The sequence below is a fragment of the Alteromonas sp. 07-89-2 genome (genome assembly GCF_013113925.1).
Classification (GTDB): domain Bacteria; phylum Pseudomonadota; class Gammaproteobacteria; order Enterobacterales; family Alteromonadaceae; genus Alteromonas; species Alteromonas macleodii.
On record NZ_VTYM01000016.1, the window covers coordinates 43459 to 68252 of the forward strand.

Consider the following 24794-nt stretch of genomic DNA (forward strand, 5'->3'; position numbering starts at 1 on the left):
TTATTGCGCCTCACTACTTTCTATTTCTAGCGGAGCAACATTGGGGTTTATCGAAAACGTAAGCGTAAAGTTGCTAATCGCTCTCGCTGCACTGCTGTCAGATTTAATGGTAGAAAGCTCTGCGGCAACGAACACTTTCGAGTTGTCCAGCGCGCGCATAAAGTCGGAAAGACGATTGTTCGAATCACTAGTCCCTTCAATCTCAATACGGTTATTGCTTCTGGTCATAAACTCGAAGGCCACACCGGGAGGAACGAGTTTAGCAAGTTCATCAAATACTATAGGAGCCACATTGCGACTTGCTTGCAGTTGCTCAATTAATGCCATGCGCTGCTCAATGGCATTTTTACTGTCTTTAACCTTTTTTATCTCTGCAATTTGCGCATCTAAAACCGCGATTTCCCGTTCAAGGTATTGATTACGCGAGTTTTGATTACTTATTTGCTGGTCGATAGCTTGACCAATGAACCAAAAAATCAATCCTACAATGGCGGCAACAGCAAGTAGCCCTGCCAAGTATTGTTGTTTTTGATGTTGGCGCTGCTTCTCTCGCCAAGGTAGTAAATTTACATGTGCCATGGCGTAAAGCTCCGGCTCGCTAGACCCGCTGCAATCGCAAGCTGTGGTGCAATTTTGCTAAGTCTCGTGGCATCAAGTTTAGGGTTTATCGACATGTTGCTAAACGGATTGAAGCAATCAACCTCTAGGCCTAAGTCTTGTTTTAAAATGTCGACTAACGGTTCAATAGTAGCGGCACCGCCGCTAAACAGTATTTTGGTGGGGCGCTCTGCATGTAGCGTGCTCATATACATTTGTAATGCACGGTTGATATTTTGCTGTAGGTTAGCGGCAAATATAGGAAGCGTATCTTCCACCCAATTTCCAGACAGCGTGCCATCAAGTAGCTGACGCTCTGCGGTTTCACGCTCAACCATATGAATGGCGCTAATATCGTTAATTAGCTGATTTAAGCCAAAGGCGTGCTCTTTGGTGTAGATGACGTCGCCGTTTTTTATTACGCATATTTGAAGAAGCGAGGCGCCCACATTAATACAGCAAAGTGGCATGTCTTCGGTATGAGGCGTATGGAAAAAGTCCATGGCATTGCCGATGGCATAATTTTCCATATCAACAATTTTGGGTTCAAAGTTAGCTTCTCTTGCAAGCAGCAAGCGACTGTCTACCAAATCTTTATGCGCAGCGGTAAGTAATACATTTACTTTTCCAGTGTGCGTTGCGCTCGGCCCCATTTCTTCAAAATCCAAATATACTTCTTCAAGCGGATAGGGAATGAGACTGTCGGCTTCGATCTCAATTTGATTTTCTAAATCGTAATCGCTTTGCTCTGGGTCCATATAGACGATTTTACTGATCACTGACGTACCAGCCACCGCAACATTTGCCAGCTTTAATTTTGTTTTTAGCGACTTTCGAATTTTCTTGAGAGCAATGCTTACTGACTCATAGTCTTTAATATCACGCTCAGAGAAAGCGATTTTGTTAATTGGCTCACAGGCATACCCTTGAAGGACGAACCCGTCTTTCGATTGCTCTAACCACACCGCTTTTATTTGACGCGTGCCTATATCTAAGCCCACAATGGGCGGCAGCTTTTTCTTAAACAGCGATTTCATGTGCAAGTGTCCAGTTTCAAAGGTAGTTGCTCTAAAGTACAATGTTACTCTAATAGTCTTATGCGTATGGTTCTAGAGATAACACATACGTATAAAATATACGTCATTTCAACAAAATGTCTTGGTATCCGTTACAGTGAAGTACATCAAACCACTTATTTTATTTAGTTTTCTATCAGGCCTTCTTGGTTTTGCAGCACTGGTAGGTATTTACTTTTATATCAAACCTGACCTACCAAGTGTTACTGTACTTAAGGATGTACGCCTGCAAACACCCATGCAGATATACACCAAAGACGGAAAACTTATTTCGCAGTATGGAGTTAAACGGCGGATCCCCGTAAAACTTGAGGAAGTCCCGCAAGAATTAATTAACGCCATACTCGCTACCGAAGACAGTCGCTTCTACGAACACCACGGTATTGACCCCATTGGTATAATGCGTGCTGCAGTAAGTTTAGTCCTTACTGGCGAAAAGCGTCAGGGAGCAAGTACGTTAACCATGCAGCTAGCACGAGGGTTTTTCCTTAGTCGGGAGAAAACCTATATCAGAAAGATCAAAGAGATCTTTATAGCACTGCACATGGAGCAAGAGCTTTCTAAGCAGGAAATTCTTGAGCTGTACCTCAACAAAATCGAATTGGGCCATAGAGCGTTTGGTTTTGGGGCGGCCGCCCAAGTGTACTATGGCAAACCGCTTAACGAACTCTCTTTAGCTCAAATTGCTACTATTGCCGGTCTTCCAAAAGCGCCATCAGTGCTTAACCCTATCAGCGGGCCGCAACGTTCTGTCGAACGCAGACGCGTGGTCTTACTTCGTATGCTTGACGAAGAGTACATCACTAAAGCGCAGTTCGATGAAGCTGCGAATGCGCCAGTTTCAGCGAAGAAGCACGGTGCTGAAATTGAAGTGGATGCGCCTTATTTGGCCGACACCATTTATAACGAAATGGTAGAGATTTATGGAAAAGAAGAGGCAGAAACCGGCGGATACCAAGTTTTTGCGACTGCAACGTCAGATCTTCAATTAGCTGCTCAGCGTGCGGTGGTTCGAAATCTTCATGACTATGATGAGCGTCATGGCTATAAAGGCGCCCTTGGCTACTTATGGAATATTCCTAAGCCAGAAGGAAAGGATGACGCGATTCCACAACTTTCATTGAGCTATGACATAAGTGATAAGACAACACGAGAAGAGTGGGATAACGAATCAATCATGCGCGTGCTTGAAGAGATTCCTCACATTAAACCTCTTTTGCCATCGGTTGTTACGAAAGTAAATGAGCAGTCGATAGAAGTGTTGTCTGTAGATGGCAAATCAATAACAGTCGAGTGGGATGGACTAGATTGGGCCCGACGCTACATTACAGACTTTAGGCAGGGTAGTGACCCCAAAAGCGCTTCAGATGTGACTCAAGAAGGGGCGGTCATTTATATCAGACAGCAAGAAGGGCAGTGGCGCATTTCGCAAATCCCTGAGGTGAGCGGAGCGTTTATCGCACTTAATCCGAAAAACGGTGCGGTTGAAGCGGTTGTTGGTGGCTACAGCTTTTATCAAAGCCAGTTTAACCGAGCAACACAGGCCAAGCGCCAAGTGGGCTCGAACATCAAGCCTTTCGTTTATTCTGCTGCATTAGACAGTGGCTATACCCTTGCATCCATTATCAATGACGCTCCCATTAACCAATGGAATGCGGCGACGGGTGTAGCTTGGCGACCGCAAAACTCGCCAGCTGAGTACGACGGCCCAATTAGAATGCGTAAAGCCCTTGGGAAATCGAAAAACGTGGTATCGGTTCGACTATTGCGTGGTGTTGGTCTTAGAGAAACGGCCGATTACTTAACGCGCTTCGGTTTTAATAAAGACGATATCCCACTTGATGAAACCGTATCCCTTGGGTCGAGTTCACATACGCCGCTTGAAGTAGTAAGAGGTATGTCGGTCATTGCGAACGGTGGCTACTTAGTAAACCCTCATTTTATCAGCAAAGTGCTTGATGAAAACGGCGATGAGCTTTGGAAAGCAAACCCAGTTTGGGCGTGCAATCGTTGTGAAAATCAAAGCGATCCAGAAATACTACCTGAAGACGAAGAAGCCGATATTGAAGCCTTACTTGCCGCTGAACTAAATCAAGATATTTTACTTGGCGACGTCGATGATGACGAAGCTGCAGAAAAAGTGATTGCGCCTCAGGTTATTACTGCTCAAAACGCTTTCTTAGTGGCAGAAATGATGCGAACGGCTGTGAGAGCAAACGGAAATTGGAGCAAGAAAACCTATTGGTTAGGCACCGGCTGGCGTGCTCGTAATATTCTTCAGCGTACTGACATAGCTGGGAAAACGGGTACAACGAATGACTCGCGAGACACGTGGTTCAGTGGTTTCCACAAAGATTTGGTGGCCACCACATGGGTAGGCTTCGACAACATGGGGCGTCAGTTAGGGCGAGCTACGCGAAACCAAAACCTTATTAATAAGAATGCTGAGAAATTCAACTGGATAGGCAACGCCATGATCGGCATTGAAGATGGAGCTAAAGCTGCTGAGCCAGCGTGGATCAGATTTATGCAACATGCTCTAGAAAATAAACCACATACGCCAATGCCCGTACCAGAGAATATAGTGCGTGTTCGCATTGATCGTACCAGTGGAAAGTTGACCAGACGAACAGACCATACGACACTATTCGAATATTTCCTGCAGGGAACCGAGCCAACGACTTATGTTCGCGATGACGAAGTGTTGGATCCGGCCACGCAGGATACGACTACTGCGCCTGAGCCAGAAGAAATATTCTAATTACTAAGAGGCACGTTGCACGCGTGCCGCTTCAGGCTTAGGTGATGTATTTGCCTGAACACATTATCGGAAAACCAATGTCAGAAGATTCACAGCGATATCTTTATATTCCTCATGCCGGCCCTTCATTGCTGGAAACCCCCCTACTGAATAAAGGCAGTGCCTTCACTGCACGGGAACGTGCGGCGTTTAACCTGACGGGTCTAGTGCCACCAAGGTATGAAACCATCGAAGAGCAGGTTGAACGTGCTTACATGCAATACAGTAGCTTTGACGAAGCACTAAACAAGCATATTTATCTGCGCGCAATTCAAGACAATAACGAAACCTTGTTTTACCGCCTGATTCAAAAGCACATCGATGAGATGATGCCCATCATTTACACCCCTACTGTAGGTGATGCATGTGAGCAGTTTTCAGATATCTATCGCAGTTCGCGTGGCTTGTTTGTGTCGTATGAAGAACGTCACCAGCTTGATGACATTGTTCGCAATGCAACGAAGCGTAAAGTGAAAGTGATTGTTGTGACTGACGGTGAACGCATCTTAGGCTTGGGAGACCAAGGTATTGGCGGAATGGGCATTCCTATCGGTAAACTTTCGCTTTACACAGCGTGTGGTGGAATTAGTCCAGCATACACATTGCCCGTAATGTTAGATGTAGGTACTAACAACGAAAAGCTGCTAGCCGACCCAATGTATATGGGGGCGCGCCATCCGCGTATTGGACAGGAAGAATACGACGAATTTGTTGATATGTTCATTAACGCTGTGAAGCGACGCTGGCCCGATGTAATGATTCAGTTTGAAGATTTTGCGCAGCCAAATGCTATGCCGTTATTAAACCGCTATCGCAACGACGTGTGTTGTTTTAACGACGATATACAAGGCACTGCTGCCGTTACCCTTGGTACTATTTTGGCGGCATGTAAAACCAAGCAGCAAAAGCTACGCGACATGAAGGTGGTGTTCGTGGGGGCGGGTTCGGCAGGCTGTGGTATTGCTGAAATGCTCATTCAACAAATGGTATTTGAGGGCCTGACTGACGAACAAGCACGTAAGCAAGTGTTCATGATTGACCGTTTTGGTTTGGTAACCGAAGGCATGGAAGGTCTACGCGACTTCCAACAAAAGCTTCAGCAGAAAAATGCTGACTTGGCTGATTGGACGTTCAGTGGAGATTATGCGTCACTACTTGATGTTATGCACTGCGCGCAGCCAGACGTACTTATTGGTGTTTCAGGTCAGCCAGGCTTGTTCACTGAACAAGTTATCCGTGCCATGAAGCAAGGCTGTGAGCTGCCAATCATCTTCCCGTTAAGTAACCCCTCACGACAAGTTGAAGCGCGTCCTGAGCAAGTGATTGAATGGACAGAAGGTGAAGTGATTATTGCTACAGGTAGTCCGTTCAAGCCTGTAGAGTACGATGGCAAAATATTTCCTATCGCTCAATGCAACAACTCTTACATCTTCCCGGGCATTGGCCTTGGTGTTGTTGCATCTAAAGCGAAGCTTATTAGTGACGAAATGCTGATGGCCGCAAGTAACGCACTTGCTTCAGCGTCGCCATTAGTCAACACAGGTCAGGGGTCACTATTGCCACCCCTTTCTGCCATTGCAGAAATTAGCAGAGAGATTGCTTTTGAAGTGGGTAGAGTAGCGATGGAGCAGGGGCTTGCTCTTGAAATGTCTGACGACGCATTGCGCGCCAGCATTGAGCGTAACTTCTGGAAAGCAGAGTACCGCCCTTACAAGCGGGTAAGCATCTAGTATCCTATAATGTTATATAAAAGCAGGCTTAGCCTGCTTTTTTTGTACTTGTGAACAACGCTTTCACCATGACTTACAACTCAAAAGCTGAAGTAAGCCACCGTCTCACTGCTCGAACTTCATCCATTTCGCGGCCGAACTCCAACCAAATGTAATATGGTGTTGCCTATGCGCAACATTTCCTTGCTCTGATATACAACTTACTCTTAATGGTTTTAAATAAGCTTTTGTTATATAAGGTTAATATTTCATTGGCACAATCATTGATAACACATTCCCTGATACTCAAAAAAGGAAAGGTAGGTGTTAGAGATGAAAAAAATGAAAAACAACTCAAACTCTTTATGTTCTAGGTTCGTTAAACGTTCGTTTTCTACATCATTGGTTATGGCTGCGCTTGCCACGCTTAGCGCGTGTGGAGGCTCAGATGATAAGATCGAAGACCAGCCCACGCCCACCATGAGTACCTTTTCCCTTTCAGTTTCTGACGCCCCTGTAGATGACGCCAGTGAAGTAGTGGTGTATTTCGATGAAGTTGAATTAATTGGCAATGAATCACCAATCACGTTCTCAGTTGAAGATGAAAATGGTGATCCTCGAAGCATCGACTTGTTGTCGCTACCGGGCGAGCAGTTTGAAGTTATCGTAGAAGATACTGAAATCCCAGTAGGTGACTACAACCAACTTCGCCTTAGTGTGACGGAAGATTCTTACATAGTAACTAATGAGGGAACTTACCCTATTCGCGTGCCAAGTGGCGAACTGAAACTTGATGGTTTTACTGCACAACCTAACTTTGACGCAGCCTACACCGTTGAATTCGATTTAAGAAAAAGCTTAGTCGATCCAGTAGGTCAAGAGGTCATTATGCTAAAACCTCGCGGTGTTCGCTTAGTGTTAAATGACGACGTGGGTACGCTTAACGGCACAGTAGATAGCACGCTAGTGATGGACGAGAAATGCGCTGTAAAAACCGACATGTTTGTTGGCAATGCAGTTTATATCTACGAAGGTGAACAAAACCTTCTCGATGCCCTTGGTGATGACGCTGATGCAGGCGTGGATGATACCGAGTTGCGCCCTTTCACTGTTGTACCTGTAACGTACAGCGAGTCAGATGAAACATTCAATTTTACTGCGGGCTTCATGCCTCAGGGCGAGTATTCACTAAGCTTTTCATGCACAGCACTATTTGACGAGCCTGAAACGGACGAGGACGCCGAAGACGGTTTCTTTTTACAAACTATTGATGTTGCAACAGTTGTAGCTGGGGACACCACAACGGTAACCATCGAATAGTTCCAGTTTGCGGGCAACGGACTGCTCGCCTTTTATTCATAAAGCCGCGCTCTGGATAAAGCTAAAGCGCGGCTTTTTTATGTCAATAAACGTATATCGCCGTTAATTAGTCGACACCGTTGAGCTATAAGTCTTTAAAAGCTGTTCTTAGTAGCTATGTATTGCACTAACCTTAACGATAAAGTCATTTAAAGGAATTGCTATGTCGACAGAAAGTAACTACACACCACCAGAAGTTTGGACTCAGGCTGAGGATGACGGCAACAAGTGGGCCAGCATTAATCGTCCTGTGTCAGGCGCTACCCATGAGAAGGCTCGTCCTAATGGTGAACATGGTTTGCAGCTATACTCGTTAGCTACGCCTAATGGTCAGAAAGTTACCATCATGCTTGAAGAGTTGTTGGCAGCTGGCGTGAGCGAAGCAGAATACGACGCTTGGCTGATTAACATTGGTGAGGGCGATCAGTTTTCTTCTGGGTTTGTTGACGTTAATCCGAATAGTAAAATTCCTGCTATGGTCGACACGACAACGTCACCAGAAACCAAGCTATTCGAGTCTGGGTCAATCTTAGTTTACTTGGCGGAAAAATTCGGTAAGTTCATTCCGCAAGACGCCCATGCAAAGGCGGAATGTTTCAACTGGCTGTTCTGGCAGGTGGGGTCAGCGCCTTACTTAGGCGGTGGTTTCGGGCACTTCTACAGCTATGCGCCATATCCAATGGAATATCCTATCAACCGCTTTACCATGGAAACTAAGCGTCAGTTAGATGTGCTAGACAAGCACTTAGCAAACAATGAGTTTATGGCAGGTAGCGAGTACAGTATCGCTGACATGGCTATATGGCCGTGGTACGGCAATTTAGTGCTCGGAAATCTGTACGATGCAGCCACTTTCCTTCAAGTGCACGAGTACACCAATTTAGTCCGCTGGGCTAAGCAACTAGAGCAGCGAGAAGGCGTTAAACGTGGCCGTATTGTCAATAAGACCTGGGGTGACGATGGTCAGTTAGAAAACCGCCACAGCGCAAAAGATATCGACGACGCACTCACCAAAGCCTAAATAATGGGGTCAGAGTACATTTAATTTGGGGTCAGAGTACATTACTTTGGTTAATCGCCTTTTTAGCATCAGAATGGCTAACGAAAGGCATCAACATAAAACGGGGTCAGAACCTACTCTGGCCCGATAGCTTAAAAAAGTACTCTGACCCCAATTTTCAGATGAGCTCTGCAACACTCTTCAAATAGGCTTTTTGAAGTGGTGTGAAATCCCACTCATTCAAAGCTTCATTAAATTCAAAATTGCCCACACGACCTCTCCAGCGTTCGGTGGGTACTGCCGGCCAGTTTTTCATATACACCAGCTTTCCATGAAGGCAGTGCAACACTTCAATTTGTGGTGATTTGGTATCGGCGTAAGTTACTTTCTCGGAGACAATAGCGCCTTCTTCACAATCTTGGTCGAAAAACACAAAGCCGCGATAGCTGCCGTTTTCTGTAATGGTAATGAGCGATGCATATTCTTTGCTCTTAGATACTTTTCTCAGCGCAGGCAAATAGCCATCGACTCGTTTTATTTGAAGCCCCTGTGATTTGTTGTGCCACTGCCATCCTGAGCTGCCCATAAAAGAAAGCTCGTTATTTTTATCGTTGAAATGGCTTAATGTTTCAAAGGTTTTCCAAGACGCAAAAGTGATAATGCACAGCATTAAAAAACCAGTAATGAAGATGAGTGGCTTTGCCATGTCTCAAGCCCTTAGCATTAGACAAACGTTTGTCTCTTTAGTTACGGACAAAGGTCAAAGCTAGACTTTCATTGCAAAAAAGTAATACGCAGAGAGACAAATGTGCTGTGGCCTTAAAGCGTCCTTGTGCTGGCTTAATAACAGGCGAGACACCGCTTAACGCTTACCTGACATTAAATACAGCGACATAAAAAGCCTCGCGTATTTGCTGTCTCGATAACACCACATCAATGCATTCTAAGCATGAAACCAATTTTGGACAATGATTCAGTAATTACGATTATAACTATCTATTTTGTTCGTTTTAATTGTTTTATTAAATCAGTGATTATTTGTTTAAACGAAAAGCGTGATTAACACCATTTCTTTAATCACACACTGACACCCAATTTTAGTAAGACTAAAAATCGGTGAGAAATAAACAGAAGGAATTCGCAATGAGTAAGTGTCCATTTTCAGGTGCAGCTATAAAACCTACTACGCTAACGTCTAGCAATGGTGCGCCCGTTGCCAATGATAATCAGAGCCGAACAGCGGGGCCACGCGGGCCGGTTACGTTCGACAACCATTATTTGTTTGAGAAGCTTGCGCACTTCAACCGCGAGCGAATTCCAGAGCGTGTAGTTCACGCAAGGGGCAGTGCTGCATATGGCACCTTTACGCTAACTAAGAGCTTATCTGACTACACTATTGCAGACTTTCTGCAAAAAGAGGGGCAAAAAACCGACGTGTTTTTGCGCTTTTCTACCGTAGGTGGTGGTCAGGATTCAAGTGACTATGCCCGTGATCCTCGTGGTTTCTCAGTGAAGTTTTATACCGAACAGGGAAACTGGGACATGGTAGGAAATAATACTCCGGTATTCTTCTTACGAGATGGCATCAAGTTTCCTGACTTCATTCACAGTCAAAAGAAAAACCCGCGTACGAATTTGCCGGATCCGCAGGCCGTGTATGAGTTTTGGGCGAACAACCCTCAGTCATTACACCAATCGACAATCTTGATGTCTGATCGCGGTATTCCACTTTCATATCGCCATGTGAATGGCTATAGCTCTCATACGTTGAGTTTCTGGAATAACGCAGGCGAACGCTATTGGGTGAAATGGCACTTTAAAACTAACCAAGGTATTAAAACGCTAACTAGCGAAGAAGCGGCAAAGATGCCTGCTTATGGCGCTCAGCAAGACTTGGTCGAAAGCATTGATAACGGCGAATTTCCATCGTGGACCGTAAATGTGCAGATTATGAATGAAGAGGAAGCGCGTAATTACCACATTAATCCGTTTGACCTAACGAAGGTGTGGCCGCACAGCGACTTTCCATTAATTGAAGTAGGGCAGTTGGAGTTAAACCGTAATGTTGATAACTACTTTGCAGAAACTGAGCAAGCCGCGTTCGCGCCGAGCAATTTGGTACCGGGTATTGGTGCGTCGCCAGACAGAATGCTTCAAGCGCGACTAATTGGATATCAAGATGCGCACAGATACCGTATTGGTGCAAACTACAACCAAATACCGGTAAACGCGCCGCGTTGTCCAGTGCACAATTACCAACGAGATGGAGCCTTTGCGGGAATTAACCCAGCACTTGCAGGAAGTGGAGCCAACTTCTATCCAAATAATCGCGCGCGAGTTGGTGAGCCGGCTGAAGCACCAGAGGTTCAAGAGCCGCCTATGCCGCTAGAGCAAGACGCATGGTTAGATATTTACGATAACCGTGACGAAGATAACTACTCACAGGCCGGTGACCTTTACCGCATTATGAGTGAAGATCAAAAACAGCAGCTGGTGAATAATATTGCTGACGGCCTAAGCCAAGCTACTAAGGACGTTCAAGAGGCAATGTTCGTTCAATACGACCTAGCTGATAGCGACTATGGTGAACGGGTGAGAAAGGCGGTAGCCAGCAAATAGAGTAAATGGGGTCAGAGTACTTTATTAAAATGTACTCTGACCCCTTTTTTACTGGGTAGCGACTAGGGCGTAAACGTGCAAGCGAATGGCCTGAAGTGCGCGTTCTTTCCAATTGTTCCAAGTAATACGGTTGCTAATTTCGTGCTGATTCAACGTAATATAACCATGATTTAGTGCCCATACTTGCATAGCTACATCTTGCTTTTCTTCAACAGACAGATCTTTTTTAATTAACGCAGCGGTAAGCTTAGTTAGCGTGATAAAGGCTTTTTCACCTGCCTCGATAGCTTCATCTGATGGCGTATAGTCTTTCAAATTAGAAGCAAAAATTAGTCGATAATGGGCCGCATGAGTTTCTGAAAACGTTAAAATACGCTCGCATCCATTAATCACTTTTTCTGCCGCAGTATTGCCATCGGCTGCCAACATTTCACGCTCAACTAATTCGAAACCTTCGATGTAGAGCGCATCTAAAATACCCTGCTTACCTTTGAAATGGCTATAGATGCCAATCGTTGACATACCCGCACCGTCAGCAATGGCACGCACGCTAAGTGCATTCGTTCCGCCTTTCAAAAACAGTGCTGAGGCAGCGTCTAAGATCTTTTGTCGCGTATCTTTTTTCATTTACACATCATTTACATGTTGCGCAATATAACACCGTTATGTAAAGTGGTTTTATAACGCCGTTATATCTCTTGGTTTAACACTTAACCTGCCTGCCCGCAGGTTGTTCATAAGGACACTATATATGAAAACTGAGCAATTAACCTGCGATTATTTAATTGTTGGTGCTGGCGCGGTAGGGATGGCTTTTGCTGACGTACTACTTCACGAAACTAACGCTAACATTTTGATTATAGATAAAAATGCGAAGCCCGGAGGGCATTGGAACTATGCTTATCCCTTTGTCACTCTTCACCAGCCTTCTGCTTTTTACGGCGTGTGTTCAAAAGAGTTAAATCGTGGCGTTATTGATAAAACAGGATTGAATGAAGGCCTAATGGGATTAGCTTCAGGCCAAGAAGTGAGTGCGTATTTCGATGCGGTAATGAACGAAACCTTATTGCCTTCAAACCGAGTGCAGTATTACCCGCTTTGCGAATACAAGGGCAATAACCAGTTTGTTTCTATGTTAAATAGCAAGCACTATAACGTTACGGTTAACAAGAAAATTGTTGATGCCACTTATCTAAACACTAATATTCCGCTTACTCATAAACCTAGCTTTACCCGCGACGACGACGTTGCATTTACGCCGGTTAATACAGTAGTTGAAAATATCGAAGGCTTTGACAACTATGTGGTTGTCGGTGGGGGGAAAACGGGTATTGATACCTGCCTATGGCTGCTTGAAAATCACGTCGCCCCGCATAATATCCACTGGGTAGTATCGCGAGATGCTTGGTTACTAAACCGGAAAAATACGCAGCCCTTGAATGACTTCTTCTTTGACTCTATTGGAGCACAAGCAAACCAAATGGAAGCTATCGCTGCGTCAAGTTCCATCGAGGATATGTTCGACAAACTAGAAGAGCGGGGCGTTTTACTGCGTATTGATAAGAAAGTAAGACCCAGTATGTTTCACGGCGCAACGGTGAGCGAATTAGAGCTTAAAGCCTTACAAACTCTACCATCTGTCGTTAGACAAGGTCGGGTTAAACATATCAGCCGCGATAAGCTCAGATTTGAAGATACAACCTGGAGTATGCCAGATAACGCGTTGGTTATTGACTGCTCAGCTTCTGCACTTACTAATTTTGAGATGAAAGCGGTGTTTGATGGCGACACCATCACCCCTCAAACAGTGCGTGCCTATCAACCTGTTTTTAGTGCGGCGCTTATTGCTCACGTTGAGGCGGCCTACAGCGATGAACAACAAAAGCAGATGCTGACACAAGTGGTCCCGCTGCCTAATCGCGACATCGATTGGTTACCAATGACTGCAGCAATGTTACGAAACATGCAAATTTGGGGTGAAGACCCAGCGCTTAAAGCGTGGATCTACCATTGTCGACTAGATGGCTTTTCAAAAATAGTACACGGCGTGGCAAAAGACGATATGCAAAAAATGCAGGTGTTAGGGCGATTGAAAGAAGCAGCGGCTCCGGCCATGCAAAAGCTGATGACTTACATACAGGGCTTAAAAGCGAGCGGACAACTTTAAAAGGTTAAAAATATCGATGAAACAGTTTCAAATAGACAAAACGAACCCAAATCGCTTTCGGATAATGCAAACAGTTGATAGCCCTGATAACGCGCAGACAGAGGGTGCTGGAAAGGCAAAAAACGTAGTAATCAAAATTGAAAGGTTCGCGTTTACTGCCAATAACTTGACCTATTATATGGTGGGTGACAAGCTTGGTTATTGGCAGTTTTTTCCACCCATTAATACAAGTAGTAACGAAAACTGGGGTGTTATTCCGGTATGGGGCGTGGGTCAAGTAATTAGCTCAAACAACGATGCGGTAGAAGTAGGAAGTCGTTTCCTTGGTTATTTCCCGCCCGCTGAATATTTGGTTATGGCTAACACTACGGTGACAAACAACAATTTAATAGACTGTAGCCCTCATCGTTTGAAGTTGCCCCAAGGGTATAATGTCTACCGACCACTTCCTTCACTAACGGCCCACGCTAACGCTGAAATAAGCACTAAGCAGCACGAGCAAGAAAACTTTCAGATGTTGCTGTGGCCGCTTTACGCAACGTCCTTTTGTTTATCAGAAGTGGTCGATGCTACACCTGGGGCACTAAGAGAGCAGTTATTAGTATTAAGTGCTTCAAGCAAAACCAGTTTAGGGCTTGCTTTTGCGTTTAAAGAAGCCGGTATTAACGCAATAGGTGTAACCTCTGAAAAGCGTGTTGCATCACTAGAAGCACTGGGTGTATACAGCGCCGTTATTGGTTATGAACAGCTGGACATGTTGCAACTGAAAAGCACTGTTGTGGTCGACATGTCAGGTAGTGCTCAGGTCAAAGCATCCATCAAACATAAACTTGGTGAACACCTAACAAGATACATCAGCGTAGGGCTTACTCACTGGCAGGACATTAAGCCGTCAAGCGATGAGGAGTTCTTCTTTGCTCCTGCTCATATACAGCAGCGTATGTCTGAGATTGGGGTTGCTGAGTACCAGAAGTTAAGTAGCGGGTTTGTATCAAAAGCCATTGTGTGGAGCGCCGGTTGGTTAAACGTTAAAGAGCGTGAAGGGTTGAGCGCGCTACAAGATGACTTTAGCGAACATCAGCAAGGCCTCATTCCTTCAAATGAAGGAAGAATATACACACTTGCTTAGCGCGTAACCAGAGCGCCCATATTGAGTTCGAGCGCTTTGATAAAAAGCGCTCGCTCGAGGGTAATATCACACATACTGATTAAAATAATTGGTGACCTTAGGCCATAAATGCTGACATTTACGGGAGAAAAACTTCATGTGACCTATTTCTTTTACGTTGTAGGCCTGTGGATCTAGCTCCTCAACTTCTGCTTCCATATTGGGGAAAACGCTAATCATATCGTGAACGTTATGAATATTAGCAATATCGTCGTCATTGGCGAGCAGCCATTTAGAAGGTATCTGAATGGTGTCGTAGTGATGCTCGTTAACATCACTGCCAAAGCCTGTTTTTACGTAGCCTTTACCGTTACACCATTTTTGCCACTGACGGGCCACTTTTTTAGGTAGTGGCTCTCCCATGCCGACCCACTGAGATTTAGTATGGCCGAACAGTAAATTACTCACGGGAATGTAGAAATTCATGAAGAAATGGGCTTTTAGCAAATAGCTTTTACGCATGTTTCTGAGACTGCCCGAAGAGCTACCAAAATTACAAAAGGCAGTAAGGTCGTGCACATTATGCATTAAACCCAGCAGCTGACCACCAGCACTATGACCGACAAGAAAGTAGGGGACGTTAGGGAAATGAATTTTCAATGTCTCTAGCACCGCTGGCATATCTTGCTCGCCCCATGTTACCAACGACGCATCGCTTTCTTTAACGCTGCTTTTTACCGAACCGCCAATACCTCTGTTATCGAAGGTGATAACACCAAAGCCTTGTTCACATAAATAGGCGGCAAAAGCGCTGTAGAATTGCCGTTTTATACCCGTTGCAGGGCCAATCATAACTGCAGCTTTAGCGGGGGAATGTGGAGTGAAAAGTGAAGCTGCTAGATGAGTACCATCTTCACAGGTTACTTGAATGTCCTTTGTCATCGTCTTGCTCACAAGGCATACCTTAGTTTTCGTTACGCTTCTGGTCATACCAGTAAAGCGCCGATTGTTAAGATTTGCAATAGTACGACTATTTCAATTTCTGATAATTACACATGTTGAACGCAAGTCGCGATTTTCATGTTTTTATGCGCGTGCTTTTGCCGTCTTAACCCAATGCTCAATAGGAGCCGGTTTTCCAAATAAATATCCTTGGAAAATATTGAAACCCATGTCTTTAAGTACACGCAGCTGTGCCTGTGTTTCTACCCCTTCGGCAATGGTCTGCATGTCTAAACTCTTAGCGAGGTCTAGAGTCATCTTAACAATCTTGCGATGTCGTTCAGACGTTTCCACCCTTTCTACAAACTCTCTATCTACCTTTATAACGCTAGCAGACATATCAATAAGCTGGGAAAGTGATGCGTGACCAGTGCCGAAGTCGTCAATAATAATGGTTGCTCCCACATTGGCTAACGACGTTAGGCGTCGCTTAGTCTCGTAATGGCTGGCTAATACAGACGTCTCTGTTAGCTCTAATTTAAGGCGTGCTCCAAGCTCAGGGCTCTCTGAGAAGCGACGTAATAGCTTTTCATAAAAGAGGTCGCTAAGTAATTCTGGCCCCGATAAGTTAATCGCTAGGGGGACCTTGGGTAGGTTGCTAGGCCACTTGTCTAAAAGTGCCAAGGTGCCATCGATAATTTTTTGTGTGAACAGTACTTCCCATTTGTTTTCTTCCACCAAAGGCAGAAACTGAAATGGTTGAAGAACGGTACCAGACTTTGGCTCTTTCAATCTTGCCAGCACTTCGTAGCCCACCGTAACGCCATGGAGCGACACCTGAGGCTGCAAATACAAAGCAAGACACCCATTATCAAGAAGGGCCTTTACCTTATCTTTTTGTTGCGTATTTTCTCGAATAGTTTTCACCGTATTGATACTAAAGGAGATGTACGGCGCGAATTCATCGCTTTGGCTTAGCGCTATTGCGCAGCACTCGGCGGCCGCATCTAAACTAATTTCACGACTGGCATGATAATGCCCCGCTCGCCATTTCAGCATATGTTCTACAGTGCCTCGCGCTGAGTTGATAACCATGCTGGTGGGCAATCGACGCTCAAGATAATGTTCTATACTTTGTGTTGAAAGATGTTTGCCGTTTACGGTAAATAAGAATTTAGCGCCAGGGAATTGGTATACCGAGACATCATTTGTAAATTCGCTTTGTAAAAGTGACGCTACGCTTAAAAGCAGCTGGTCACCTTGACTGTAACCGTATTGCAGGTTTACTTCTCTGAGGTTAGCCAGTTTCAGCAGGACAATATGTCGATTTAAAATACTCTCGCTCGACTCCGCTATTTTCCATAAGTGATGGTTTTTCAGTCCCGTTAGTTCATTAAAATAGTGCTTCTCATACTGCTGCTTCTTGAATGCATCAAACTCCATCAAGCTTTTTTTATTGGCGGATATGTCATGGCAGTGGATAAGTTGTTTTTTGTGATGCTCAAGGCTAGCAGGTTGAAGCTTAAATTCTCGTTCGGGTGCGTTAAAAATGGAAGCGTGTTGGTTTACGCCCTTTGTAATGGGGTGAGATAAAGAGAAGAGATCTTGAATATATTCACTCTCTGGCCGGTACTTTTTGACTAGCGCTCTTGCAGCCTTGTTAGCCTGAATTATGCGCCCTTGTTCGTCACAAAAGAAAGACGGTGTACCACCATTGTTAAAAATTTCCTGATAACGGCTAACAAGTTTATTAAGCTTTTTGCTTTGTAATAAATTGTGCTCAGACTGCTTTTCTAATGACGACATGACCCGCAGTACAGCCATTGGAATGCAGAAATTGAAAAACAGGAAAATTAACGATGCTAAATACGTGTGGGTATCCGGCAATGTAATATCAATGCCGAACAAAGGAGATACTTGCGTATTGTTCAGCAGTAAATAATACGGAATGAGATTGAATAGCATGGTCGCAATGGATGCTTTCACCCCATACAAAACTCGAACAATAATAGGCAGCGTAAACAGCAAAAGTAAGCCATAACGCGCCGATTCTAAGTCTATTGTGAAGAAGAGTATGCACAGGGAAGCTCCAACTACCGCTAAAACTAAGCACGCAGAAGCGATCTTTATATGCTTCAAGCCTATCGAAAGTGTGGCGAAGAGAAAAGCAGTGAAGCCCAGCGTTAAGTACATAACATAATAAAGTTCCTGTACATACGCAGTATATGAAGAGTGCGCCACGATGGCCGAGGTAAGGACAACGCCAATGAGCAGAATAGTGCGCAGCACACTGAGGCGCCACACGTCAGCATCGGTGGTTCTTAGGTTATCTTCATCAAGTAAAAGATAGTGTTTGATAATTCTTATTGTTCGAGAAATCACTAGTAAACCGCTGACGTTTAAATAAGTTCAATACTAGAGTGTTGCAAATAATTCACCGGAGTGAATGGTTTAATATAACCCTTTGCTAATGTGAGTGGTAGCAATAAACATAGTCATAACACTAATATATTCAATATGATAAAAAAAGGAGAGGGAAGTTTCCTTACTAATTAACAATAAGGAAACGTCTTAATTGATTGAGCTTAGTGCGCAGGGCCTTATACCGATAAAGTGAATACTTTAGAATTACGCTGGAAATTATATAGCTCTTTCTTCACGGCAGGTAGCGCACTTATGTCAGCAGGTTCAAACCCTTGCTCTAAAAACCAGTGTGCGGTAACTGTGGTCAGTACAAAAATGCTGTTAATACCGGCTTCTTTAGCACGGGCGCGCACTTCATCTAAAATCCGTTCGCCACGGTTTTTGCCTCGATAGTCTTGATGGGTTGCCACGCAGGCTAACTCGGCACAGCCGTCTTCAGGGTATAAATACAAGGCTGCACAGGCGATGATCATGCCGTCGCGCACGATGACAATAAACTGGTTAATTTCGTTCTCTAGACGCTCACGAGAACGCTTTACCAATACGCCGCTTTCTTCTAGCGGTTTTATCAGCTTTAAGATACCGCCCACATCTTCAATAGTGGCTGCACGCAGTTGTTCATAATGGTGCTCCATAACCAGTGAACCCGTTCCGTCGCGGGTGAACAATTCTTGAAGCAAGGCGCCGTCTTTTTCAAAACTGATGCAGTGGGCACGAGGCACACCTGCAGCAACGCTGGTGGTAAGGGCACTTAACACCGTATCTTCGGTGGTAATGTCGCCTGCCATGATAAGCTGTTCTAATTGAGGGCGTTCAATGGTGCGAAGTAAACGACCTTCGCGGTTGTATACACCATCAAAATTCGAAAATACGATAAGTTTGTCAGCTTTAAGGGCTATAGCCGCCTGCGTAGCTACATCTTCGTGAGATAAATTAAACACTTCTCCTGTTGATGAATAGCCCATAGGCGATAGCAGCACAATTGAGCCATCGTTTAAGTGGTCGTTAATGCCGGTCGTATCAATACGACGCACTAAACCAGTGTTTTCAAAATCAACGCCGCCTCGCACGCCCATTGGTTTGGCAACGACCAAGTTGCCCGAGCACACGCGTATTTGCGATCCGTGCATAGGTGAGTTTGGTAGCCCCATAGTCAATAAGGCTTCTACCTGAGAGCGTACCGAGCCGGCGGCATCTTTAACGCACTCAAGGGTTTGTTTGTCGGTAATGCGTACACCGCTTTCAAAGCGACCTTCGATGTTGCGAAGGGCTACGCGCTGATCAATCTGCGGGCGGGCACCGTGCACTACGACCACGCGCACGCCCAAGCTGTTAAGCAGGGCAATGTCGTGAATAATATTTGGGAAATTAGGATGTTCGATGGCTTCGCCACCGAACATCAAAACGAAGGTCTTTCCCTGGTGAGCATTAATATAGGGCAGTGAACTGCGAAACAGTTTTATGCCGTCATGATGCGCTAATACCATCTAAGCAGTTCCTTGTCGCTACCCTTGCTTATCCAAGTCTTCCAGCTCTTGATACAGTGCTTTCGTCACGGTTTCTTTGCTGGTGCCGCCCAAGATATTGCGTTGATTCACGCCGTACTCTAGCTGTAGTACCGGGTATACGTCGTCTTCAATTTTATCGCAAATAGCCTGCATGTCGCTTAGTGGTAAGTCTTCAATGGCACAGCCTTTGTCGATGGCCTGAAGCACAACGCGTCCTGCAATATCGTGGCCTGTTCTAAACGGTACACCTTTACCTACCAGATAATCGGCAAGTTCAGTGGCGTTAGAGAACCCTTGGGTTGCCGCAACACGACAGCGCTCTTCGTTTAGCTGCAGTGAGTCGAGCACTTCGCTGGCAATGCATAAACAAATGTGCCACTGATTTACCGTATCGATAGCGCCCTCTTTGTCTTCTTGCATATCTTTGTTATAGGCAAGGGGAAGACCTTTCATGGTAACCAACAGCGCTTGAAGTGAACCAAAAACACGGCCACATTTACCGCGCATAAGTTCTAGTGCATCGGGGTTTTTCTTTTGTGGCATTAGCGATGAACCAGACGTTACGCTATCGCCTAACTGCAAAAAGCCTGCTTCGCCTGAATTATAAAAAATCATATCTTCGGCTAAACGTGACAAGTGCATCATGCTGGTACTAGCAACAAACAAAAGCTCTAATACGAAGTCTCTGTCCGACACAGCGTCAAGGCTGTTTAGGCATGGCGAATCAAAGCCCAGTTCTTCAGCAATGGCATGACGGTCTACAGGGAAAGTAGTGCCAGCCAATGCGCCAGAGCCTAAAGGGCACTGGTTCATGCGTACTTTCAAGTCGTCTAAACGGCTTAAGTCACGCTTTAGCATTTCAACGTAAGCCAAGCACCAGTGTGCAAAGTGAATAGGCTGTGCACGTTGTAAGTGAGTGTAACCTGGGATGATCGCTTCTTGATGACGGCTAGCGGCATTCAGAAGCGATTTGATCACACCTAAAACATCAGCGCGAAGTGAGGCAATATGTTCTCGTACCCACAGGCGAAAGTCGGTGGCAACCTGATCGTTTCGGCTACGCCCGGTATGAAGCTTACGACCAATGTCGCCAAGCTTCTCTATAAGCGCAGCTTCAACAAAGCTGTGAATGTCTTCTTCGCTAGATGCGTTAAAGTCTAGTTCACCTGCATCAGCTTTCGCTTTTAACTCGCTCAATGCAGACTCAAGCTGGGCTTGTTCATCAACGGTCAATACGCCTGCTTTTTGCAGCGCACGCGACCAACTGATAGAGCCTTGAATATCTTGGCTTGCCATAACCTGGTCAAACGGCAGCGAGTCGTTAACCTGTTTAAACATACTACTTGCACCGGATTCAAACCGGCCACCCCACAACGCCATGTGATGCTCCTTAAATGCTGTTCTGACTTAAGCTTTACTATTGTAGGTAGAGCTTATTGTTCACCTTGTTTTTTCAGTGCTTCAATACGACTTGAAAGACTGAATAGGCGGATAAAGCCCTCAGCGTGCTTCTGGTCGTAAACATCGTCAGCACCAAAGGTGGCAAAGTCTTCAGAGTAAAGGCTGTTCGGCGATTGACGCTGGGTAACAGTAGCTTGGCCTTTATAAAGTTTAACCACTATCTCGCCTGTCACTTTCTTAGCAAAAGACGCAGCGCCAGCAAGCAGTGCATCGTTAAGGGCAGTGAACCAACGGCCGTCGTACATCACGTGTGAGAACTCAAGACCAATCTGCTCACGGTATTTAAGCGCAGCTTTATCTAGCACCATAGTTTCTAGGGCTTTATACGCTTTAAGCAGTACGGTGCCTCCTGGTGTTTCATAACAGCCGCGTGACTTCATACCTACAAGGCGGTTCTCAACAATGTCGATACGTCCAACACCATGCGCTGCAGCAACAGTATTAAGTTTAACTAGCGCTTGATACGGCGAGAGTGCCTCACCATCAACATGAGTCAGTTTACCTTCGTCAAAAGACAGGGTTACGCGCTCAGGTGTGTCTGGTGCATCTTCAGGGTCAACGGTCATGGTCCACACTTGCTTGGTAGGCTCTTGCCATGGATCTTCAAGCTCGCCACCTTCGTGTGAAATGTGCCATGCGTTTGCATCGCGGCTGTAAATTTTGGTTGCTGACGCCGTGGTTGGAATATTGCGCTCAGCTAGATAAGCCAATAAGTCTTCACGGCTTACCATGTCCCACTCACGCCATGGCGCGATTACCGTAAGGTCAGGGGCTAGAGCAGCAAAGGTACTTTCAAAGCGTACCTGGTCGTTACCTTTACCCGTACAGCCGTGGCATAGTGCGTCGGCACCTACTTTGCGCGCAATCTCAACTTGCGCTTTGGCGATGACCGGGCGTGCCATTGACGTACCAAGTAGGTATTCACCTTCGTAAACTGCACCTGTAGTAATAGTTGGGAAGATATATTCGCTTACGAACTCTTCTTTCAAATCAACAATGTGGCATTCGCTTGCGCCAGATGCGATAGCTTTTTCATGAAGCCCTTCTAGTTCTTCATCACCTTGACCCACATCTGCTGCAAATGCGACAACTTCACAGCCATAGTTTTCTTTAAGCCATGGAATGATGGCTGATGTATCAAGCCCGCCTGAATAGGCCAGCACGATTTTTTTAACGTTTTGCATCTAAATAATCCTTCTAAGCGTCTTTTTAGGCGTCTTTTTAAGCGTTAAGTAATTGAGTAAGAATGGCGTTTTGGCCATGCATTCTATTTTCGGCTTGCTGCATTAATAGCGATTTATCGCTATCAATCAACGAGCCCGTAATTTCTAAATCGCGATGGGCAGGTTGGCAGTGCATAACGTAGCTAGCACCGGTTGCTTCCATCAACGCTTCGTTTACCTGATAAGGCATGAACTTTTCTTTGATCACTTCAAGTGGCGTCTCGTCACCCATTGAAAGCCATGTATCTGCATAGATAACGTCTGCACCGTTAGCAGCACTAAGCTCAGTGCTTTCAACAATCGATACACCCGTTTTCTCGGCAATCGCTTTGGCTTGCGCCACAATTTCAGGTGCCGCTTCGTGCCCCTCTGGCGTGACTACAACTTGGTTGCAACCTAGAAGCGCCCCAACAATTAACAGAGAATGGGTTACATTGTTGCCGTCGCCTACATAGGCCATGGTAAGACCTTCGGTTTTGCCGAAGCGTTCAAACATTGTGAGGTAGTCGGCAAGGCCTTGGCATGGGTGGTACTTATCGCACAGCGCATTGATAACCGGCACGTTTGCCGCCTTAGAAAAGGTTTCTAGCGTATCGTGAGAAAATACACGAGCAACAATGGCGTCAGCCCAGCACGCAAGGTTAGCGGCGGTGTCTACTGCGTCTTCACGGCCGGCTAATTTGCCCGACTGCACATCTAAATACACCATGTGGCCGCCAAGCTTGTTGATACCAATATCGAAGCTAACGCGGGTTCGCAAAGACGGCTTTTCAAACAGGGCAACAATTGACTTCCCCGCTAGCACGTTGCTGTAACTTGCTGGGGCTTGTTTAATTTCTACAGCCAATTGCAGCAAGTTTTTCATTGCGTCGGGTGTCCAGCCTGCAAAGGTTAGTAGGTCCTGTTTCATTGTACTTCTCCGGCATTGCCTTTTGTAAAGTCGGTGTGGGGTAAATCAGCGTTTTTTGACGGTGTATTTGTCAGGGCTGAGGGCAGTATTTGCGTGCCCGTTTTCTTATTTAAAATGTCGTTGATGTCGGCGGCCCAACTCGCGATGTAAACTGCGCGGCCTAAATTCTCTGCAGACGCGAGTGCCGCATCCACTTTTACTTTCATCCCGTCGGTGATAACGCCTTCATCTGCGTACTTCGATATGCTTGCTGCGTTAAGTTCGCTAATTAGCAATTTGCCACCATCAAGCACACCGTCAACATTGGAAAGGAGTAAAAGTTCAGCGTTAAGAAGCTCGGCAATAACCGTTGCGGCTTGGTCGGCGTTTACATTTAGTAATCTGCCTTGTGGGCTTGAACCAATAGAACTGATAACCGGTAGTGTTGACTGGGCTAATACGCTTTTTAGAAATGATGCATCTGCTGTTGACGGTACGCCCACGGCGCCGTATTGGTCAGCTAGTGGCTCACACACCACCATATTGCCGTCTAACAACGACAAACCAACAGGGGTTAAGCCTGAAGCCAAAGCCGCTGCGCATAGCTGCTTATTGGCAGAGCCTGCGAGGGCTCCACAGATATAAGGCATATGTTCATCGGGCGTAACCCGAAGGCCATCTATTTTTGTGCTTTGAAGACCAAGACTCGCCATTAGCGTTTCCACTAATGGTCCGCCTCCGTGAACCACTACAACGGGGCGTGTGGCCTGCACGTCTTTTACGCTTAGAAATAAACGTGTCATTGCGGCGGTGTCGTCGAGTAATGCACCGCCAACTTTAATTACAATTGGTGAAACACTCATAGTACTAACCCTGTCTCTACCGGTTGTTTCGTCATTATATTAAGGCACTGTATTGCCTGAGAGGCAGCACCTTTCATTACGTTGTCGATTGCAGCGGTAATCACTGCGTATCCAGATGCTTCATCTAACTTCCAGTGCAGATCAACAAATGGGGTATGAGCAACGTCATCAATTTTTGGAAAACTCTTGCGCAAACGCACAATGGGTTTATCAGCATAGGCGTCAGTGTACGCTTGTTCAAGTTGTGCGCTGGTGGTACCAGCTTTAACCTTAACGGTTACGGTCGCCAAAATTCCTCTTTTAAAATTACCTAAGTGCGGCGTAAAGATAACGGGGGTACCCAAGTAAGCTTCAATTTCAGGGGTATGGCGGTGACCTAGCACGCCATATGCCTGCAGGCTAACCTCAAAAAAGCTGGTGGTTAGGTTGGCTTTCCTGCCTGCACCCGATACGCCGGAAACAGCGTTAATTACAGGGCGTACGCTTTCATCTAGTAAATTGTTGTGAGCAAGAGGTTTAAGTGCACTAAGGCTCGCAGTGGGATAGCAACCCGGCACAGCGATAACGTCGGCAGAGGCAATTTGCGCTTCGTGCCACTCGGCAAGGCCGTAAACAGCTTGAGCCAAGCTTTGCTCTTGCGTATGTGGAAAGCCGTAGAACTGTTCGAAGACATTCGTGTCTTTTAGCCTGAATGCACCCGACAAATCGAGCACTTTGGCTTTGCCCGAAGATAGGACAGGCATCCAGTCGTGGCTCGCCTCGTGAGGAGTGGCAAGAAAGATAAAATCGACACCGTCAGCCATTTCTTTTAATGCCGCATCCGAAATAGGCGTCAGTGTGGCATTAACGTGAGCCAAGTTGCCGTGAAGCTCTGCAATATTTTTACTCGCATCGCTACTATTCTCAGATACGTAAGTCCCCGCTAATGCAAGTTTAGGGTGCTGAATAACTAACTGAACAAGTTGTGCCCCTGTGTAACCACTGGCACCAATAATTGAAACGCTGTACATAATTAAAAATTCAATAAAAGGAGAAAAAAATCACTTTTT

At 45.6% G+C, this 24794-nt stretch carries 19 protein-coding genes; 7 read left to right on the forward strand and 12 right to left on the reverse strand.

The window, feature by feature from the left end:
- Both F0261_RS11785 and pilM read right to left on the reverse strand, forming a co-directional pair.
- Positions 1-579, reverse strand: coding sequence for a PilN domain-containing protein (locus tag F0261_RS11785; RefSeq protein ID WP_061094070.1), 579 nt, complete (start codon positions 577-579; stop codon positions 1-3).
- The gene (gene pilM, locus F0261_RS11790) at positions 567-1634 is read right to left on the reverse strand and encodes a type IV pilus assembly protein PilM (protein ID WP_049588773.1); all 1068 of its coding nucleotides are present in this window, start codon (positions 1632-1634) and stop codon (positions 567-569) included. Before pilM ends, F0261_RS11785 begins: the two co-directional genes overlap by 13 nt.
- A gap of 136 nt (positions 1635-1770) precedes the next feature.
- Here pilM and F0261_RS11795 point away from each other — a divergent pair, with 136 nt between their 5' ends.
- The 4 genes from F0261_RS11795 (at position 1771) to yghU (ending at position 8562) form a co-directional block, all read left to right on the forward strand.
- Positions 1771-4434: a penicillin-binding protein 1A gene (locus F0261_RS11795; protein ID WP_061439230.1), complete on the forward strand. Its 2664-nt coding sequence runs from the start codon at positions 1771-1773 to the stop codon at positions 4432-4434.
- Positions 4435-4511: 77 nt separating this feature from the next.
- Positions 4512-6203, forward strand: coding sequence for an NAD-dependent malic enzyme (locus F0261_RS11800; RefSeq protein WP_171338042.1), 1692 nt, complete (start codon positions 4512-4514; stop codon positions 6201-6203).
- A 312-nt stretch (positions 6204-6515) separates the two neighbouring features.
- On the forward strand, positions 6516-7502 hold the full coding sequence (locus F0261_RS11805; RefSeq protein ID WP_171338043.1) for a DUF4382 domain-containing protein: 987 nt from the start codon (positions 6516-6518) through the stop codon (positions 7500-7502).
- A gap of 202 nt (positions 7503-7704) precedes the next feature.
- A complete protein-coding gene (gene yghU, locus F0261_RS11810) occupies positions 7705-8562 on the forward strand; it encodes a glutathione-dependent disulfide-bond oxidoreductase (protein ID WP_014975482.1) in 858 nt (285 codons plus the stop codon).
- Positions 8563-8719: 157 nt separating this feature from the next.
- Here the strand turns inward: yghU and F0261_RS11815 are convergent, their stop codons facing one another.
- Complete coding sequence (locus F0261_RS11815) at positions 8720-9247, reverse strand: hypothetical protein (protein ID WP_171338044.1); 528 nt, start codon at positions 9245-9247, stop codon at positions 8720-8722.
- A 437-nt stretch (positions 9248-9684) separates the two neighbouring features.
- On the opposite strand from F0261_RS11815, the gene F0261_RS11820 reads away from it, so the two are divergent.
- A complete protein-coding gene (locus F0261_RS11820; protein WP_014975484.1) occupies positions 9685-11160 on the forward strand; it encodes a catalase in 1476 nt (491 codons plus the stop codon).
- Positions 11161-11208: 48 nt separating this feature from the next.
- Here F0261_RS11820 and F0261_RS11825 read toward each other — a convergent pair whose 3' ends face one another.
- Positions 11209-11787 carry a TetR/AcrR family transcriptional regulator gene (locus F0261_RS11825; RefSeq protein ID WP_039219244.1) on the reverse strand — a complete coding sequence of 193 codons (579 nt, stop codon included), beginning with the start codon at positions 11785-11787 and terminating at the stop codon, positions 11209-11211.
- Positions 11788-11911: 124 nt separating this feature from the next.
- On the opposite strand from F0261_RS11825, the gene F0261_RS11830 reads away from it, so the two are divergent.
- Positions 11912-13327, forward strand: a complete 1416-nt coding sequence (locus tag F0261_RS11830) for an FAD/NAD(P)-binding protein (RefSeq protein WP_171338045.1) — start codon at positions 11912-11914, stop codon at positions 13325-13327.
- Positions 13328-13343: 16 nt separating this feature from the next.
- Complete coding sequence (locus F0261_RS11835) at positions 13344-14456, forward strand: DUF2855 family protein (RefSeq protein ID WP_101563368.1); 1113 nt, start codon at positions 13344-13346, stop codon at positions 14454-14456.
- 66 nt (positions 14457-14522) lie between these two features.
- Here the strand turns inward: F0261_RS11835 and F0261_RS11840 are convergent, their stop codons facing one another.
- The 8 genes from F0261_RS11840 to argC all read right to left on the reverse strand — a co-directional run bounded on the left by F0261_RS11840 (position 14523) and on the right by argC (position 24755).
- Positions 14523-15377: an alpha/beta fold hydrolase gene (locus tag F0261_RS11840; protein WP_014948047.1), complete on the reverse strand. Its 855-nt coding sequence runs from the start codon at positions 15375-15377 to the stop codon at positions 14523-14525.
- Between the two features lie 144 nt (positions 15378-15521).
- Positions 15522-17759, reverse strand: coding sequence for an EAL domain-containing protein (locus F0261_RS11845; protein WP_171338046.1), 2238 nt, complete (start codon positions 17757-17759; stop codon positions 15522-15524).
- 218 nt (positions 17760-17977) lie between these two features.
- On the reverse strand, positions 17978-19288 hold the full coding sequence (argA, locus tag F0261_RS11850) for an amino-acid N-acetyltransferase (protein ID WP_075177760.1): 1311 nt from the start codon (positions 19286-19288) through the stop codon (positions 17978-17980).
- Positions 19289-19306: 18 nt separating this feature from the next.
- A complete protein-coding gene (gene argH, locus F0261_RS11855; protein ID WP_014948049.1) occupies positions 19307-20689 on the reverse strand; it encodes an argininosuccinate lyase in 1383 nt (460 codons plus the stop codon).
- A 53-nt stretch (positions 20690-20742) separates the two neighbouring features.
- The gene (locus tag F0261_RS11860) at positions 20743-21954 is read right to left on the reverse strand and encodes an argininosuccinate synthase (protein ID WP_014978138.1); all 1212 of its coding nucleotides are present in this window, start codon (positions 21952-21954) and stop codon (positions 20743-20745) included.
- Positions 21955-21991: 37 nt separating this feature from the next.
- Positions 21992-22903, reverse strand: coding sequence for an ornithine carbamoyltransferase (locus tag F0261_RS11865; protein WP_014978139.1), 912 nt, complete (start codon positions 22901-22903; stop codon positions 21992-21994).
- On the reverse strand, positions 22900-23745 hold the full coding sequence (argB, locus tag F0261_RS11870) for an acetylglutamate kinase (protein ID WP_014978140.1): 846 nt from the start codon (positions 23743-23745) through the stop codon (positions 22900-22902). Before argB ends, F0261_RS11865 begins: the two co-directional genes overlap by 4 nt.
- Positions 23742-24755, reverse strand: coding sequence for an N-acetyl-gamma-glutamyl-phosphate reductase (argC, locus tag F0261_RS11875; RefSeq protein ID WP_171338047.1), 1014 nt, complete (start codon positions 24753-24755; stop codon positions 23742-23744). Before argC ends, argB begins: the two co-directional genes overlap by 4 nt.
- Positions 24756-24794 lie beyond the last annotated feature (39 nt).

What these genes read in the sequence shown, in the direction of transcription:
- F0261_RS11785 (WP_061094070.1), bottom strand. Translation starts at nt 579, where the DNA reads ATGGCACATGTAAATTTACTACCTTGGCGAGAGAAGCAGCGCCAACAT.
- pilM (WP_049588773.1), bottom strand. Translation starts at nt 1,634, where the DNA reads ATGAAATCGCTGTTTAAGAAAAAGCTGCCGCCCATTGTGGGCTTAGAT.
- F0261_RS11800 (WP_171338042.1), top strand. Translation starts at nt 4,512, where the DNA reads ATGTCAGAAGATTCACAGCGATATCTTTATATTCCTCATGCCGGCCCT.
- F0261_RS11805 (WP_171338043.1), top strand. Translation starts at nt 6,516, where the DNA reads ATGAAAAAAATGAAAAACAACTCAAACTCTTTATGTTCTAGGTTCGTT.
- yghU (WP_014975482.1), top strand. Translation starts at nt 7,705, where the DNA reads ATGTCGACAGAAAGTAACTACACACCACCAGAAGTTTGGACTCAGGCT.
- F0261_RS11815 (WP_171338044.1), bottom strand. Translation starts at nt 9,247, where the DNA reads ATGGCAAAGCCACTCATCTTCATTACTGGTTTTTTAATGCTGTGCATT.
- F0261_RS11820 (WP_014975484.1), top strand. Translation starts at nt 9,685, where the DNA reads ATGAGTAAGTGTCCATTTTCAGGTGCAGCTATAAAACCTACTACGCTA.
- F0261_RS11825 (WP_039219244.1), bottom strand. Translation starts at nt 11,787, where the DNA reads ATGAAAAAAGATACGCGACAAAAGATCTTAGACGCTGCCTCAGCACTG.
- F0261_RS11830 (WP_171338045.1), top strand. Translation starts at nt 11,912, where the DNA reads ATGAAAACTGAGCAATTAACCTGCGATTATTTAATTGTTGGTGCTGGC.
- F0261_RS11835 (WP_101563368.1), top strand. Translation starts at nt 13,344, where the DNA reads ATGAAACAGTTTCAAATAGACAAAACGAACCCAAATCGCTTTCGGATA.
- F0261_RS11840 (WP_014948047.1), bottom strand. Translation starts at nt 15,377, where the DNA reads ATGACAAAGGACATTCAAGTAACCTGTGAAGATGGTACTCATCTAGCA.
- argA (WP_075177760.1), bottom strand. Translation starts at nt 19,288, where the DNA reads ATGGTATTAGCGCATCATGACGGCATAAAACTGTTTCGCAGTTCACTG.
- argH (WP_014948049.1), bottom strand. Translation starts at nt 20,689, where the DNA reads ATGGCGTTGTGGGGTGGCCGGTTTGAATCCGGTGCAAGTAGTATGTTT.
- F0261_RS11860 (WP_014978138.1), bottom strand. Translation starts at nt 21,954, where the DNA reads ATGCAAAACGTTAAAAAAATCGTGCTGGCCTATTCAGGCGGGCTTGAT.
- F0261_RS11865 (WP_014978139.1), bottom strand. Translation starts at nt 22,903, where the DNA reads ATGAAACAGGACCTACTAACCTTTGCAGGCTGGACACCCGACGCAATG.
- argB (WP_014978140.1), bottom strand. Translation starts at nt 23,745, where the DNA reads ATGAGTGTTTCACCAATTGTAATTAAAGTTGGCGGTGCATTACTCGAC.
- argC (WP_171338047.1), bottom strand. Translation starts at nt 24,755, where the DNA reads ATGTACAGCGTTTCAATTATTGGTGCCAGTGGTTACACAGGGGCACAA.